We start from the raw sequence: 14,553 nt of genomic DNA, 5'->3' as shown, positions 1-14,553 counted from the left end.
ACCGCCAGGAACTGATATGACACAAAAATCGATGCTGCAAAAGGTGTACGCCCAAGTCGACAAGCTGCCAACCCCACTGAAAACTCGGGCATTCACTGTCATTTTTGGCAGAGCCGTTAAATTTTTCCGCACCACGGGCTGCAAATTTGAGTGGATTGAGACCAACCACGCCATCGTGTCCATCAAAAACAAAACAGCCCTGCAAAATCACATTGGTGGCCTGCACGCCGTCGTGATGCTAATGACGGCCGAATCGGCCACAGGTGCGCTGGTTGGCCTGAATGTGCCAGCCAATGCGATTCCTGTGATCAAGCGAATGGAAGTGGATTACCGCAAGCGTTGCAGTGGAGACCTGCGCGCCGAAGCGATGTTGACCCAAGAACAAATTGCCCTGATGCAAACCCAGGAAAAAGGCGAAGTTGACGTGGCGGTGACAGTGACCGACAGCGAAAGCAAAGAGCCCATTTTTGTGCGCGCCGTTTGGGCGTGGACACCCAAGCGATGAACTCAGGAGACTGCGCGAATGGCCCCGTTTGAATTTCGGACCGTCCATCGGCTGGTGTGTGAATCGGGCAGCGCCCTTCGCCTGCCAGACATTCTGACGCCATTGCTCAGTGAGCGGGGTTTGAACGCGGCGCGCTTGTTTGTGTTGGTTGATCCATTTATACAAACCACATCGACCTTTCAAACCATTGTTGCCAGCCTGCAAGCCAAAGGCCACCCAGTGCAGGTCTGCAGCGATGTGGAGCCTGATCCGCCCGAAGCGTTGGTGCTGCGGGTGGCCGATGAAGCCAAAGCGTTTCAGGCCGACCTGATTGTGGCCATCGGTGGTGGTTCAACGCTGGATGTGGCCAAACTCATTGCGGTGCTGGCGAAAGGAAAACAAGCACTGCAAACCATGTATGGCGTGGGCAATGTGCACAGCGACCGCCTGCCTTTGGTGCTGTTGCCCACCACCGCTGGCACTGGTAGCGAAGTGACCCCGATATCGATTGTGACCACCGGTGCCGACACCAAAATGGGCGTGGTCTCGCCCGTGTTATATGGCGATGTCGCCGTGTTGGATGCCGACTGGACCTTGAGCCTGCCGCAGCATGTGACCGCCGCCACCGGCATTGACGCCATGGTGCACGCCATTGAGGCCTACACCTCCAAACGACTGAAAAACCCCTACGCTGACTTTTTGGCCTGTGAGGCGCTTCGGCTTTTGGCAGCCAACCTGCACACCGTGTGCAGGGAACCCGGAAACCGTGAAGCACGACAGGTCATGATGCTGGGCGCCTGCATGGCAGGACAGGCTTTTGCCAATGCCCCGGTGGGCGGGGTGCATGCACTGGCCTACCCGATTGGCGGCATTTTCCATGTGCCGCATGGCTTGAGCAATTCGCTGGTGCTGCCCCATGTGCTGAGTTTCAACAAACCAGCCGCTGTGCAGTGGTATGCTGAGTTGGCGGTGGTAGTGGGCCTGGGCTCACGAAATGAGCCCGAGACTTTGCTGGCCGACCGGTTTATTGACTGGACAGCCACCTTGTCACCCAGCACCGGCTTGCCCGTAAAGCTTCGCGACGTGGGCATTGCTGAAAAAGACCTCGACACCATGGCCCAGGCTGCCATGCTGCAAACCCGTTTGTTGTCGAACAACCCTCGAGAGATTGACCAGGCGGCAGCACGCGCTATTTATGCTGCCGCATACTAAGTCACAACAACCATGATCACGCTTTCCAACTATCCCCACCAACAAACCGTTCAAACCCGTTGGCACGACAACGACATTTATGGCCATGTCAACAACGTGGTGTACTACAGCTACTTTGACAGTGTGGTGAACCGCTTTCTGATTGAACAGGGCGGGTTGGATATTCACGGTGGCGACACGGTGGGGTTTGTGGTTGAAAGCCAGTGCAAATACCACAGGCCTTTGGCCTACCCCGACACCATCACCGCTGGTCTGCGGGTGGGCAAGCTGGGCAACAGCTCGGTGCGTTATGAGTTGGCCCTGTTCAACCAAGCTGGTGAACTGTGTGCCGATGGTCATTTTGTGCATGTATTTGTGAACCGCGGCAACAACCGCCCCACCCCGCTTCCCGCGCGCATTCGGGCAGCCCTTGAAGGCTTGCTTGGTGTATAGTTCGGCACACGTTGAACTTGCAACGAACGGCCATCATGAACCCTGACAGCACCCAACCCACCTTGTTAACCACCACCGACGAGGTGGAGGCCCTGTGCCAAAGCTGTGGCGTTTGTTGCTCCACATTCCGCATCAGTTTCTATTGGGGTGAAACCACGGCTTCCGAGGGGGGCTATGTACCTGAAGAGCTGACCCAACAGATGAACCCTTATCGCGCGTGCATGAAGGGCACCTCACAAAGCAACCCACGGTGCATTGCCCTTGCAGGAAACATTGGTGAATCAGTGACCTGTACCATTTACCCCAACCGGCCCAGCCCCTGCCGCGAGTACGATGTATTCAATGAACAGGGGGAATTGAACCCGCGTTGCAACCAGGCCCGGGCCAAACACGGCATGCCGCCGCTGAATGTGAAACGTCAAATCGGCTGACCACGGGCTATGTGGTCCAACACCGCGCGAACGCGTTGGGCATTCTCAACCGCGTGTGTTGAATCACCGTGAACACACAGCGTTTGTGCTATAACCACCACAGGCTCTCCCAGTTCGGACTGAAAGGTTGTTTGGTTTGCCATGGCCAGGGTTTGCCGGGTCAGTTGATCGATATCCCGAACCAAAGCATGGGCAAACTGACGGGGCACCAAGCGCCCCTCGCGTGTGTATGTTCGATCGGGAAAAGCCTCTTCGACCACATCAATACCTGCACTACGTGACCAGTCCACCTGCGGACTGCCCGCCAAAGCCAACAACCGTCGACCCGGGAACTGTTGCATCAGCCGCACCAACAGCTCAGCCACATCGGGATTAACAGCGGCATCATTGTACAACTGGCCGTGGGGCTTGATGTGGGCTGGGTTCACCCCGAACTGCGAGGCGATATTTTCAAAGGCCTCAACCTGTCGGCAGAGTTCCCCCAGCAAATCACCCACCGACATGTCAGGCTTTCTTCGACCGAAGCCCTCTCGATCCGGATAACTGGGATGAGCCCCCACCTGCACACCATGATGCAACGCCTGTTCGCAGGCCAAGCGCATGGACTGTGCATCGCCGGTATGACCACCACAGGCGATATTGGCCCAATCCACCAAGGCGAACAGTTTGTCGTCGGTGCCGCAGCCTTCACCCAAGTCAGCGTTGATGAACATGCTTTTGAATGTGTTCAAGTGTGTGCTGAAAATCTTGTTCATGCTGTTGGTTTAATTGCACGGCCTGTGGATGGTCAACCAGGCGAAAGCAAATTCGCTGTCCAGGCGATGCCTGGCCCAGTTTCCACATGTCACAGTGAAGAACTGTCGCCAGACGTGGATATCCACCGGTGGCCTGGGCATCGCACATCAGCACCATCGGCTGACCACTGGGCGGCAACTGGACCACGCCGGGATGAACAGCATGCGAGCGCATGGTGGGCATGTTGTGTGTGGGCAAGGCTCGATGGCCTTTCAAACGGTATGCCTGACGACCGCTCGCTGCTTCAATCGTGTAGCGCTGACCGGCAAACAAATCCAATCCCGTGTGGCCGAGGTGTTTTAATTCCGGCCCGGGCAAACAACGCACATCCAACGGCGTTTTGAGATCACCGGCCTCTCGCCAAATGGCCACCGGCATGGCCAATGTGGGCGCATGCGTTCGCGGGCCCCGGTCAAATCGATCGTGATCCAGCGCCTGCACACGAATTTCATCACCAGCCCTCAAAGCCCGTCCGCTGTAGCCGCCAAAGCCGCCGGACAAACACGTCCCTCGGGAGCCCAACACGGCCGGTACCTGTATGCCACCACGAACGCACACCGCCGTTACCAGGCTACCCAGGGCTGGGTGCACCTGAATAATATCGCCCACATCCACCTGAACAATGCGGCCGCTTGAGATCAAGGCTTTGTTCACTTTCACTTGCCCACTGCGGGTGGCCAGCATGAATGCACCGGGCTTGCTCACCACCAGCTCAAAGGAACCCATGAACTCCAGGCCTGCATCGTCCGCGTGGTTACCCAAGGCAAGATTGGCCAGCGAAAATGAATAAGGGTCCATCACCCCACCCTGTGGAACGCCCTGCCCCAGCAGACCAAAACGCCCTAGATCAGAGACCAACCCCAAACCTTGCGCTTTGACCACTTTAAACATGGGGAGCCTCTACAAATCGAACGCGGTCCCCAGGCTGAAGCAACGCGGGTGGCTGCTGCGCTGAATTGAACAAGGGTAATTTGGCTTGACCGATGAGATGCCAGCCACCGGGGCATTCGCCCGGATAAATGGCAGTGTAACCTGCAGCGACAGCCACGCTGCCCGCTGGAACCCTGGCCCTCGGTGACTCTAGACGAGGCAGGTGCAGCGCTTGCGGGGTGCCGTGCAAATAAGCAAACCCCGGCAGGAAACCCAAAAACTGGACGGTGTATTCCGCTTGTGTGTGCAACGCAATCAACTGGCGGGCATTGCAGCGAAGCGCTGCGCACACCCGTTCGAAATCTGCACCGTGTGCCGGGCCGTACACCACTTCAATGGTGTGCAGGCGTTCAGCACGGGTTGGTGTTGCGGGATTGGATTTCACCTGGGCGACGCGCTCGGCCACCTGCCGCAGCAGCGTCGTCATGTGTTCAACCGAATCGAACGGTGTCTGATACACCACAGTGATGGACTGGTCCGCCAACACCCATTCATGGGCAGGCCAATCGATCGATCTGCTCCAACTTTGCAAATCAGCCCACAACGCGAGCAAACGCACCGAGCTTAAATCAGAGGGTGTGGCAGAACCCTGCAAATCCAATTGCAGGGCTCGATCCGAAAGCCAGTAAATTTCAGGCTGCTTTGGTTTGATTGCTGTCTCCATCAATGGTGCGCAGTGTATTGCCGCCGATCGGGATTCGACGTGGCTTCATCTGCTCGGGAATGACCTTCAGCAACTCCACCACCAGCAAACCATTTTTCAAGGCAGCGCCCTCAACCTGAACATGGTCGGCCAAATTGAATTTCCGTTCAAAGCTCCGGAATGCAATGCCCTTGTGGAGGAATCGTTTTCCTTCATCTTCGGCCTTTCGACCACGCACCGTCAAGACACCGCGCTCCACTTCCAGTTCCAGTTCGCTCTCCTCAAATCCGGCCACGGCAAGGCTGATCTGGTAACGGTTTTCTTCCAGCACTTCAATGTTGTAAGGTGGGTAACCGTTGGATGTGTCGGCGCGCATGGCGGCGTCCAGAATACTGGCCATGCGGTCAAAGCCAATGGTGCTGCGGTACAGGGGGGTCAAGTCGATGGTAGCCATGATCATTCTCCTTCAGAAGCAATCAATCGAGGGTTGGGAACTCAGTGGTTCATGTTGTGGACAACTCTCTCGGAGACATTGCCCGCACTCCCGATGTATGGGTTTACCATCGAATTTCAAGGGCGGCGTTCATCAAACAAATCGCCATCCACATACCACCAACAACCTTCTTCTTTGACAAACCGACTGCGCTCATGCAGGCGGCTGGCCGCAGCCGATTTGGGTTTGTAGCGCGCCACAAACTCGACGGTGGCCGTGTCGCTGTCCTCGAGGTGTTTTAACACCTGAAGCCCGAGCCATTTGCCCTGCTTCAGTTCGTTTTGCAGGTCCAAGTGCGCTGGGCGTGTGGAGGCATGCCAGGTCGACAATACATAACCGGAAAGTCCCAAAGCATACGCACTGTAACGGCTTCGCATCAAAGCCTCAGCGCATGGCGCATGGCACCCACGGTCGTGAAATGGCTTGCAACAGGCTGCATAGGAGGGACTACCGCAGGGACACGACACAAGAGACATAAAAAGCAAACGTTTGATGGTTAAACAGGGTCAATTGACCGGAATTGGCAAACAGTTGTGCACAAAGCATTTTAGACTGTCGGCAGGCTTGATACAGAGCCATTGACAACACAATAACAGACGCACTTTGCCATGAAAAAAACCATTCGAAAAACCGTGTCTGCCTTTGGGCAGGATGCCCTGGGACAGTTCGACGCCACAGCCTTGGCGCAACAACTTCAAGAGGGAAACACCACCTCAACAGCCTTGGTACAAGCAGCACTGAATCGTTTGATGAAAGTTGAACGGGATATTACAGCCACTGTGTGCCTGCAGGCTGAGAAAGCCTTGGAAAAAGCCGACGCACTGGACCGTGCAGGTCAATTCTCGGGGTTTGCCGGCCTGCCCACGTTTTTGAAAGACAACATCGATCTGAAGGGCCACCCAACCCGGCATGGCTCGCTGGCCACCACGGCTGAACGCAAAACAACCAACGGGGCTGTGGCTCAGCAGATGGAAAACATGGGTTTGGTGCTGCTGGGCAAATCCAAGCTGCCTGAATTTGGATTTACCGCGACCACGGAATATTCCAAAGGCGAACCCGCCCGCAACCCCTGGAACACGGGCTTTACAACCGGCGGATCGTCGGGTGGGTCCGCTGCACTGGTGGCCGCCGGTGTGGTGCCGATTGCGCATGCCAATGATGGCGGTGGATCCATCCGCATACCGGCTGCCTGTTGTGGCTTGGTGGGCTTGAAGCCGAGCCGTGGCCGGTGGGCACCCAATGAAATGGCCAAAAACCTGCCAATCAACATCGTGTCAGACGGTGTTGTTTGCCGAAGCGTGCGGGACGCTGCCGGCTTTATGGCACTGATTGACCAACACCACCCCAGCAAATCATTAAAGCCCGTTGGCCACATCAAGGGGCCCGCCCACCAGCGCCTCAAAATTGGCTATTTTGTGAAAAAAATTGATGGTCAACTCAGCGATCCGGAATGTGTGAAAGCGGTTGAACAAGCCGCCCAATTGTGCAGCGAGTTGGGGCACGAGGTCGAGCAGATCGAAATTCCTTTGTCGGTCCAGTTTGCGGATGATTTCCTGCTCTATTGGGGCATGCTGGCCGCAGCCACCCATCGACTGGGGCCCATGCTGATGGGTCGCGGGTTCGATCGAGAAGCGTTAGAACCTCTGACCTATGGATTGTCGGGGCATTTCACCCGAAATATTCTGAAATTTCCATTTGCCTTGCATCGGCTAAAACGGTTTGCACAAGAGTACGACAACGCTTTTAATTCGGTGGATGTGTTGCTGTCTCCCACGTTGGGTCAACCACCGCAGGCACTGGGGCATTTGGGACTGGATTTGCCATTCGACATTGCACGAGAACGGTTGATGAACTTTGCCAGCTACACTGCAGCCCAAAACGTGGCCGGTGCCCCGGCCATCACGCTACCCATGCACCACACACGGCAAAACATTCCCGTGGGTGTTCATTTTGCAGGTGCCATGGGCACCGAAGCCATGCTGCTGGAGTTGGCCTATGAAATCGAACAGGCCCAGCCCTTCCGAATGCTGTTTGCAGAAGAGCCGGGCGAATTGAGTCAAACACCGGCCAGAAAAGCCTCATAAGCACCAGCAACAGCACGGGCACGGTCTGCTTGCGGGCAGTGCCCGGTGTTTTCCAACATCACATCCACCAATCGCGGGTTGGCTTGCTTCAAGATCGCCAAGCCGCTGGCGTGCACCAACTGGTCAGAATCGCCCCACACCACCATCAGGGGAATTCGGATTTGTGCCACCAAATCGTTGAGGGATGGATTGGTTTCCGGATTCACAAATTCCCGGAAAACCCGGTCCTGCAAGGCTTTGTTGGCGATGGCAATCCCAGCAAAATATTTTTGCAAAAACAGGGGCATGGGCGGCGCTGCACCGTTGAAACACAGGTTCATCACCCACTGAAACTCGGACAAATTGCCAGGTGCGAGTACAACCCTGTTCTCCTCAGCAAAGGCCTTGCCAACCGCGGTCTGTTCGCTACCCTTTACACCAGCCGGGTTTAACAGACATGCGCTGTTGACCACGGGCACGCCCTGATCGTTGGCAGCCAAAACACCAGCCAGATAACCCCCCATGGAATTGCCCATCACATGGAAATCTGTCATGCCCACAGCAACGGCCCAGCGCTGCAGACGCGCAGCCTGCGCTGCGATGTTGTACGGTGCGCCTTCTGGCCGATCTGATTCACCAAACCCAATCAGGTCTGGAATCCAGACGGTGAACTTTTTCATGAGCTTGGGCGCCAGCGCAAGCCAGTTCTCCTTGTTGGCGCCAAAGCCATGTACCAAGACCAGGTTGGGGCCCTGCCCGCCATGGAAGTAAACCCAGCGACCGTCCTGGGTGTTGATCGACGCTTTGCGAAGCCCCATTTTCTTGACCTTTGAATCGATCAAGCCCCTACACACCCAGCGCATGACTGCATTGCTCATGACATATTTCCTTTGGCAAACCTGTTGAATGTAAGGCATTTTCTGACACGCGAAAGCGCGTTTGCCTGCCCTTTTTTAGGGATTTTATCCGGCTTAATGACACCGTGTGAATGAGCATAATTCAGTCATGGCAGCGGTGCTTGTGGGAAGCAGCGAAGCCGGTCAAAAAGATTGCTGCACTGAATAGGGAGGATGTTCACCATGCGAGCAAACGAAATTCTGGAACAAATCCGCGAAGCCAATTTGTCTTACCTTCTATTGGCCAAACAGATGATCAACGACGACAAAGCCGAGGCAGTGATTCGTCTGGGCATTGATGAACAAACCGCTGAGCTGCTCTCGGACCTGACCACTGCGCAGGTCCTCAAAATGGCCGCCAGCGACTTGCCCATGTGCAGCCTACGGTTTACCGATCCACAAGTCTGGAAGCTGGCTTCGGACCACGGCAAAGATCGAAATATTTCAGGCATGCACGCCGCCATTCTGATGGCAGGCCGCAGTGTCAACATCCAAGCCTAAGTCAACACACCGAACAACGCGCACATCATCCAACAGAGGGGATTGATCATGGCCAAAGTTAAATCGCTGATTTCAGAAGCCCAACAAATCAAGCTTGCATCCGAATTGATCCACATGGACGCACGTTTGCAGGTGCTGGAAAGCGAAACCCAATTGTCACGCGAACGCTTGATCCGCCTGTACAAGGAGATCAAGAAAAAGTCTCCTCCCAAAGGCATGCTGCCCTTCTCCACCGATTGGTTCATGACCTGGCAACCCAACATCCACGGTTCGCTGTTCATGAATTTTTACGACGCTTGTATCAAAGCGACAGACATGGACGATGGCCAAGCGCTGGTGCAAGCCTACAAAATGTACCGCGAACAAATCAATCAACTGGGCCTGCCAGAGGTGCTCTCCATGACGCGCGCCTGGCGTTTGGTGAAATTTTTTGATGCCGGCATGCTAACCACCGCCCCCTGCACCTGCTGCGGCGGAAAGTATGTGGTCCACACTTACGACTTGGTCAAAGATTATGAATGTGGTTTGTGCAATGTGCCCTCACGGGCCGGCAAAACCAAGCAGGACGCCGCAACCCGCTTCTTCAATGACGAAGCACTGGTCGCAGCCTGACCCCACCCGTTTCTTGTTGTCATCCTCTCCTGGTCTAGTGAAATGGACCTTTCGATGCGCCTGCACTTCCCTGGAAGGCAGGCGTTTTTTTCAAGCCATGAAACGAGCCAGGATTTGCCGCGAACGGGCATCCAGCTCAGCCATGTTTTCAATGATGAACTGCATGCCATTGGCGTGGGTGAGCACCAGGCGTTGCCCGCCCAAACGGCGAATGCTTTCTTCGGACGGCAACTCAAACTTGCAGGGGCCGCGGTCGGTGTCCAAGTTCCACACGCTGGGCGTTGAATAGGTATTGACCGAGGTAATTTTGTGAATGACCGGCCGATATTCACGCCGGGCCAAGTGCGCTTCAACCACACAGCGAGATTGCGCATCCAGGTCATCCAGCGAGTCCAGCCACAGCAACTCCTTGCTGTACTCATCCACCAGGGAGATGTCGTTGCGGGGGTTGGAAAACGGAAAAGCCAGCACCGGGTGTATGGGTTTGGCCACCACCTGCTCACCGTCGAGCAGGGCCAGCATGCCATCATCACTTTCCACCACGCGGGGTTGGGCATAGGGGTAGCACTTATTCATACAGCGCCTGCTCCTGTTTCAGTTTTTCCTGGGCCTGGTGCAAATTCCAAAAGTGGCCTTTTGCATCCAGCAGGGCCTGATGTGCGCCCTCTTCCACCACCTTGCCCCGATCCATCACAACAATTCGATCCGCCTTTCGCAGCGTTGACAAACGGTGCGCAATCGCAATGGTGGTTCTGCCCATCACCAGGTTGTCCAGCGCTTTCTGGATTTCCTTTTCAGTTTGTGAATCGACCGAACTGGTGGCCTCATCCAGAATCAGGATTTTTGGGTCAATCAGCAGGGCGCGTGCAATCGAAATGCGTTGCCGTTCACCACCGGACAAACTTTGACCGCGCTCTCCAACCAAGCTGTCGTAGCCATGGGGAAGTCGCAAAATAAACTCATGGGCATGGGCCAAACGGGCCGCGGCAATGATGTCTTCACGCGTGGCGTCGGGCTTGCCGTAGGCAATATTTTCGGCAATGGTGCCAAAAAACAGAAAAGGCTCTTGCAATACCAGACCGATGTTTTGGCGGTAGGTTTTGAGATGAATATTGCGGATATCAATGCCATCGGCCAACACCTCGCCTTCGCTGATGTCGTAGAAGCGGCACAACAGGTTCACCAGTGTGCTTTTGCCCGAGCCACTGTGACCAACCAGGCCAATCATTTCGCCAGCTTTCACCTTTAATGACACCCCATCGAGTACCTGCCGGCTGCCATAACGAAACGACACATTGCGCAATTCCAGATCGCCCTTCAGTTTACTGATGGTGACCGGCTTCTCCGCTTCGGGTACCGAGCTTTTGTAATCCAGAATATCGAAAATGCGCTTGGAGCCCGCTGCAGCTTTTTGAGTGACCGACACAATGCGGCTCATCGAATCGAGTCGGGAGTAAAACCGGCTGATGTACGCCAGGAACGCCGTCAACACACCCACGGTGATGTTGTTGTGCATGATCATGGAAATACCACCAATCCAGATCACCAAAATACCCACCTCGGTCAACAAACTCACCGTGGGGGCAAACAGCGACCAGGTCTTGTTGATGCGGTCATTCACTTCCAAGTTGCGGGTGTTGGCCGCCAAAAAACGATTGCTTTCCCGGTCCTCCTGCGCGAAGGCCTTGACAACCCGAATACCAGGTATGGTGTCGGCCAATATATTGTTCACCTCGCCCCACACCCGGTCCACTTTCTCAAAACCAGTGCGCAGCTTTTCACGCACCAGATGAATCATCCAGGCAATCAACGGCAGTGGCAACAAAGTGAGCAACGCCAGCTTGAAATCAATGCTCATCAGGATGACCGAGGTCATCACGATCATGATCACATCGGTGACAAAGTCGAGGGCATGCAGCGACAAGAACAAGTTGATCCGATCTGTTTCGGAACTCACCCGGGAAATCAAATCACCGGTGCGTTTGGCTGAAAAATAGTCCAACGACAAACTCATCAAGTGTCGGAATGTCGTTGTCCGCAAGTCGGAACCAATCCGTTCCGAGACCAAGGCCAGCAAGTAAGTACGAGCCCAACTGAGCGCTGCCGCCACAAAAGCTGAAGCCAGCAAACCGCCCAAATACAATCCAGCCAGGTGGGTGTTCATGGGCTGCCCATTCTGGAAAGGAATCAACACATCATCCATCAAAGGCATGGACAAATACGGCGCCACCAAGGTAGCCCCAGTGGACATCAAGGTGAGCAACAACCCGACAAAAAGCTTGCCTTGGTAAGGTTTGGCGAACCGCCACAGGCGCAACAACGCGCGGGTGGACACGGGCTCTTCAAAAGCCGCACCTTCCACATCATCTTCGGCCAACAAAGCCGGCACACCCGGGTGTGCGATGGTTGCAGAATGACCAGTGCCGGCTTCCGCTTGGCGAATCGCCTCTTCCAGCATGCCCACAAATTCATCCATGGCCCGGTGCAAACTGAAGCTGGCATAAAAACGGAAAACGGGCCGATGGGCACTGTGGATCAGAATGGTTGACAGACCCGCATGATCACCCATGACCACACGATCAATGTCGGCCAAATTGGCTTGAAAAACAGGGGTTTGGGACAGCTTGTCTAACACGACCACTTCTTGCGCGTTAAACGCAAGAATGCTTTTGGAAAATTCAAGCCGTGTGTTCATGTCGGAACCGAAAACACCTTGGGCCGTTTGCCCTGTTGTCCAGCATTCCGCCAGACGCTTCAATTCCGCTTCAGACGGCGAAAATCCAACGATTTTCAATGAGATTACCCCCTCAGTTCATGAATTCGCTAATGCTACACCACTATTTCCAGCGACACGGAGTTACCATTGTTTGAACATCCAATCCTTGCGATGAACACTGCCAAAACCAACAACATGACGCAGAAAAAACTCCTCATCAAACGTACCCTGTGGTTAGACGGCCCCAACATCTGGACCTACCGCAGCTGTATCGAAGCCTTGGTTGATATTCAAGACCTGGAACAATTCCCATCCAACCTGCTGCCCGGCTTCTATGAACGCTTAACGGCTTTGCTGCCCGGTTTGGTTGACCACGAGTGTGGCATTGGCGAGCCTGGCGGCTTCCTGATCCGCCTGCGCGATGGCACTTACGCCGCCCACATTCTTGAACACATCACCATTGAACTTCACTTGCTAGCTGGCTTGAATGCCGGTTTCGGCAAGGCCCGAGAGACCAGCGTATCGGGTGTGTACAAAATGGTGTTCCGCACACCGGATCGGTTTGTGGGCATGGCCTGCCTGGAGGCGGCAGTTCGACTGATCCACGCCTGTATCGAGGACACCCCGTACGACCTGAAAGCTGAATTGAAAGTGATTCAGCGGGTGTGCGACATGAAAGGTTTGGGCCCTAGCACACAACACATCGTGGATGCCGCATACGACCGTCGCATCCCGTTCATCCGTCTCAATGACGGCAACCTGGTACAAATCGGCTACGGGGAAAAGCAGCAGCGCATTTGGACGGCTGAAACCTCCAAAACCTCTGCCATTGCCGAAGGCATTGCCAGCGACAAACAGCTTTGCAAGGACTTGCTCTCGCAGATCGGCATTCCAGTGCCCGAAGGGCGTGAAGTGGATTCAGCCGATGAAGCCTGGGAAGCCGCGCAAGACATTGGTGTACCGGTGGTCGTCAAGCCCACCGATGCCAACCATGGGCGAGGCGTATCACTGGAATTGAGCAAAGAGCAGGACATTCGTGAAGCCTATGCCCTGGCAGACGAAGTCGGCAGCGGCGTTCTGGTTGAAAAGTTCATTGCCGGCCATGAACACCGTTTGCTCATCATTAACAACCAGATGGTGGCAGCCACCCGCGGCGAATTGGTTTTTGTAACGGGTGATGGAAAATCAACCTTGCTTGAGTTGGTGGAAAGCCAACTGAACAGCGATCCACAACGCGGATGGGAAGAATACTGCCCACTCGACCCTGTGGACTTTGGGTACGACCCAACCGCACTGTACGAGGTACGCCGGCAAGGCTTTGAACCGGAGAGCGTAGTACCGGCAGGCCACAAAGTCTTGGTGCAGCGAAACAGCAACGCCTCTGAAGATGTGACTGACATCGTTCACCCTGAAATTGCGCGGCTGTGCACCTTGGCGGCCAAGGTCATCGGGCTTGACATTGCAGGCGTTGACCTGATGTGTGAACACATTGACCAGCCCCCCCAGGGCCAGGCATTTGCGATTGTCGAAGTGAATGCAGGCCCAGGTTTGCTGATGCACATCAAGCCCAGCAAGGGCACGCCCCGCAATGTGGGTGCGCCCATCATTGAGTCGCTGTTTCCGCAAGGTGAAACCGGGCGTATTCCCATCATCACATACACTGGCGGTCCAGAGCTGTCCGATTTTGGCCCCCAACTGTGCGCCATGCTGGAAGACAAAGGCCACAACGTGGGCCTGGCTTGTGAGCATGGTTTGTGGGTGAATGGCAAAGCCGTGCACCACCACGACGCAGCCAATTGGGAATCCGGCCGCAATGCCTTGGTCAACAACAAGCTCAATACCCTCATCATGCAGGTTCGGCAGTCCACCATCCTGTCCGAAGGTTTGCCATTTGACCGCAACACCGTGGCCGTGGTGACCCATCTTGGGCAACTGGACGGCTTGCAGGAGTGGGACATCGTCAACCACGAAAAACTGTTCAACGTCACGCGCACCGTGATTGATTTGGTGCTGCCGACCGGTTATGCCGTGTTGAATGCCGATGAGGTATCGCTGTTACCGTTGCAGGAACTCTGCGATGGCAAGGTGGTCTGGATTTCGACCAACCCTGACAATCCCGTGGTGCGCGAGCACGTCGGCAACGGCGGTATAGCCGTGGTTCTGCATGAACACGCCGTTCAATTCCTGGGCAACCGGGCCGAACAGGAAGAACGCAAACCGATCCCGCTGGACCACGCCGACGAAAACCCCATCAAACAATTGGCCCTGGCTGCCTGTGGCTGGGTATGCGATGTACCGCACCACCTGCTGCGTGCGGAATTGCGTAAACAACCTTGAACCGACAC

The 14,553-nt window shown here is 55.3% G+C and carries 16 protein-coding genes; 8 read left to right on the top strand and 8 right to left on the bottom strand.

Going from position 1 to position 14,553, the window contains the following annotated elements:
* Positions 1–16 precede the first annotated feature (16 nt).
* The 4 genes from NQT62_RS05480 to NQT62_RS05465 are packed head-to-tail and all read left to right on the top strand — an operon-like array spanning position 17 to position 2,559.
* Entirely contained in the window at positions 17–505 is a 489-nt protein-coding gene (locus NQT62_RS05480; protein ID WP_256763655.1) for a DUF4442 domain-containing protein, read from the top strand.
* A gap of 18 nt (positions 506–523) precedes the next feature.
* Positions 524–1,696 carry an iron-containing alcohol dehydrogenase gene (locus tag NQT62_RS05475; protein WP_256763654.1) on the top strand — a complete coding sequence of 391 codons (1,173 nt, stop codon included), beginning with the start codon at positions 524–526 and terminating at the stop codon, positions 1,694–1,696.
* Positions 1,697–1,708: 12 nt separating this feature from the next.
* Positions 1,709–2,128 carry an acyl-CoA thioesterase gene (locus NQT62_RS05470; RefSeq protein WP_256763653.1) on the top strand — a complete coding sequence of 140 codons (420 nt, stop codon included), beginning with the start codon at positions 1,709–1,711 and terminating at the stop codon, positions 2,126–2,128.
* 35 nt (positions 2,129–2,163) lie between these two features.
* Positions 2,164–2,559, top strand: a complete 396-nt coding sequence (locus NQT62_RS05465; RefSeq protein WP_256763652.1) for a YkgJ family cysteine cluster protein — start codon at positions 2,164–2,166, stop codon at positions 2,557–2,559.
* On the opposite strand, the gene NQT62_RS05460 is transcribed toward NQT62_RS05465, so the two are convergent.
* The 5 genes from NQT62_RS05460 to NQT62_RS05440 all read right to left on the bottom strand — a co-directional run bounded on the left by NQT62_RS05460 (position 2,547) and on the right by NQT62_RS05440 (position 5,797).
* Positions 2,547–3,290 carry a LamB/YcsF family protein gene (locus NQT62_RS05460; protein ID WP_256763651.1) on the bottom strand — a complete coding sequence of 248 codons (744 nt, stop codon included), beginning with the start codon at positions 3,288–3,290 and terminating at the stop codon, positions 2,547–2,549. The two genes, NQT62_RS05465 and NQT62_RS05460, sit on opposite strands and share 13 nt — an antisense overlap.
* Positions 3,256–4,245 carry a 5-oxoprolinase subunit C family protein gene (locus NQT62_RS05455; protein ID WP_256763650.1) on the bottom strand — a complete coding sequence of 330 codons (990 nt, stop codon included), beginning with the start codon at positions 4,243–4,245 and terminating at the stop codon, positions 3,256–3,258. The genes NQT62_RS05460 and NQT62_RS05455 overlap by 35 nt, the downstream gene beginning before the upstream one ends.
* Positions 4,238–4,948, bottom strand: a complete 711-nt coding sequence (pxpB, locus tag NQT62_RS05450) for a 5-oxoprolinase subunit PxpB (RefSeq protein ID WP_256763649.1) — start codon at positions 4,946–4,948, stop codon at positions 4,238–4,240. Before pxpB ends, NQT62_RS05455 begins: the two co-directional genes overlap by 8 nt.
* Positions 4,917–5,381: an Hsp20 family protein gene (locus tag NQT62_RS05445; protein ID WP_256763648.1), complete on the bottom strand. Its 465-nt coding sequence runs from the start codon at positions 5,379–5,381 to the stop codon at positions 4,917–4,919. Before NQT62_RS05445 ends, pxpB begins: the two co-directional genes overlap by 32 nt.
* Positions 5,382–5,497: 116 nt before the next feature.
* The gene (locus tag NQT62_RS05440; RefSeq protein ID WP_306173572.1) at positions 5,498–5,797 is read right to left on the bottom strand and encodes a YchJ family protein; all 300 of its coding nucleotides are present in this window, start codon (positions 5,795–5,797) and stop codon (positions 5,498–5,500) included.
* A gap of 231 nt (positions 5,798–6,028) precedes the next feature.
* Between NQT62_RS05440 and NQT62_RS05435 the strand changes: the two genes are divergently transcribed.
* A complete protein-coding gene (locus NQT62_RS05435; RefSeq protein WP_256763646.1) occupies positions 6,029–7,504 on the top strand; it encodes an amidase in 1,476 nt (491 codons plus the stop codon).
* On the opposite strand, the gene NQT62_RS05430 is transcribed toward NQT62_RS05435, so the two are convergent.
* On the bottom strand, positions 7,477–8,361 hold the full coding sequence (locus NQT62_RS05430; RefSeq protein ID WP_256763645.1) for an alpha/beta fold hydrolase: 885 nt from the start codon (positions 8,359–8,361) through the stop codon (positions 7,477–7,479). The two genes, NQT62_RS05435 and NQT62_RS05430, sit on opposite strands and share 28 nt — an antisense overlap.
* 201 nt (positions 8,362–8,562) lie before the next feature.
* Here NQT62_RS05430 and flhD point away from each other — a divergent pair, with 201 nt between their 5' ends.
* Both flhD and flhC read left to right on the top strand, forming a co-directional pair.
* Positions 8,563–8,880: a flagellar transcriptional regulator FlhD gene (gene flhD / locus NQT62_RS05425; protein WP_256763644.1), complete on the top strand. Its 318-nt coding sequence runs from the start codon at positions 8,563–8,565 to the stop codon at positions 8,878–8,880.
* 48 nt (positions 8,881–8,928) lie between these two features.
* The gene (gene flhC, locus NQT62_RS05420) at positions 8,929–9,492 is read left to right on the top strand and encodes a flagellar transcriptional regulator FlhC (protein WP_256763643.1); all 564 of its coding nucleotides are present in this window, start codon (positions 8,929–8,931) and stop codon (positions 9,490–9,492) included.
* A gap of 90 nt (positions 9,493–9,582) precedes the next feature.
* Here flhC and NQT62_RS05415 read toward each other — a convergent pair whose 3' ends face one another.
* Entirely contained in the window at positions 9,583–10,068 is a 486-nt protein-coding gene (locus NQT62_RS05415) for a cyanophycin metabolism-associated DUF1854 family protein (protein ID WP_256763642.1), read from the bottom strand.
* A complete protein-coding gene (locus NQT62_RS05410) occupies positions 10,061–12,250 on the bottom strand; it encodes a cyanophycin metabolism-associated ABC transporter (RefSeq protein WP_441007050.1) in 2,190 nt (729 codons plus the stop codon). The genes NQT62_RS05415 and NQT62_RS05410 overlap by 8 nt, the downstream gene beginning before the upstream one ends.
* Positions 12,251–12,379: 129 nt before the next feature.
* Here NQT62_RS05410 and NQT62_RS05405 point away from each other — a divergent pair, with 129 nt between their 5' ends.
* Positions 12,380–14,545 carry a cyanophycin synthetase family protein gene (locus NQT62_RS05405; RefSeq protein ID WP_256763641.1) on the top strand — a complete coding sequence of 722 codons (2,166 nt, stop codon included), beginning with the start codon at positions 12,380–12,382 and terminating at the stop codon, positions 14,543–14,545.
* The last annotated feature ends 8 nt before the right edge of the window (positions 14,546–14,553 follow it).

This window comes from Limnobacter humi, assembly GCF_024518835.1.
GTDB classification, from domain to species: Bacteria; Pseudomonadota; Gammaproteobacteria; order Burkholderiales; family Burkholderiaceae_B; genus Limnobacter; species Limnobacter humi.
The sequence above is the reverse complement of the archived record's forward strand: the minus strand, read 5'-3'. Positions and strand labels throughout refer to the sequence as shown.

Coding starts and splice junctions, on each gene's coding strand:
- pxpB (WP_256763649.1), bottom strand. CDS start 4,948: ATGGAGACAGCAATCAAACCAAAGCAGCCTGAAATTTACTGGCTTTCG.
- NQT62_RS05405 (WP_256763641.1), top strand. CDS start 12,380: ATGAACACTGCCAAAACCAACAACATGACGCAGAAAAAACTCCTCATC.
- NQT62_RS05470 (WP_256763653.1), top strand. CDS start 1,709: ATGATCACGCTTTCCAACTATCCCCACCAACAAACCGTTCAAACCCGT.
- NQT62_RS05435 (WP_256763646.1), top strand. CDS start 6,029: ATGAAAAAAACCATTCGAAAAACCGTGTCTGCCTTTGGGCAGGATGCC.
- NQT62_RS05480 (WP_256763655.1), top strand. CDS start 17: ATGACACAAAAATCGATGCTGCAAAAGGTGTACGCCCAAGTCGACAAG.
- NQT62_RS05455 (WP_256763650.1), bottom strand. CDS start 4,245: ATGTTTAAAGTGGTCAAAGCGCAAGGTTTGGGGTTGGTCTCTGATCTA.
- NQT62_RS05465 (WP_256763652.1), top strand. CDS start 2,164: ATGAACCCTGACAGCACCCAACCCACCTTGTTAACCACCACCGACGAG.
- NQT62_RS05445 (WP_256763648.1), bottom strand. CDS start 5,381: ATGGCTACCATCGACTTGACCCCCCTGTACCGCAGCACCATTGGCTTT.
- flhD (WP_256763644.1), top strand. CDS start 8,563: ATGCGAGCAAACGAAATTCTGGAACAAATCCGCGAAGCCAATTTGTCT.
- NQT62_RS05440 (WP_306173572.1), bottom strand. CDS start 5,797: ATGCGAAGCCGTTACAGTGCGTATGCTTTGGGACTTTCCGGTTATGTA.
- flhC (WP_256763643.1), top strand. CDS start 8,929: ATGGCCAAAGTTAAATCGCTGATTTCAGAAGCCCAACAAATCAAGCTT.
- NQT62_RS05475 (WP_256763654.1), top strand. CDS start 524: ATGGCCCCGTTTGAATTTCGGACCGTCCATCGGCTGGTGTGTGAATCG.
- NQT62_RS05415 (WP_256763642.1), bottom strand. CDS start 10,068: ATGAATAAGTGCTACCCCTATGCCCAACCCCGCGTGGTGGAAAGTGAT.
- NQT62_RS05430 (WP_256763645.1), bottom strand. CDS start 8,361: ATGAGCAATGCAGTCATGCGCTGGGTGTGTAGGGGCTTGATCGATTCA.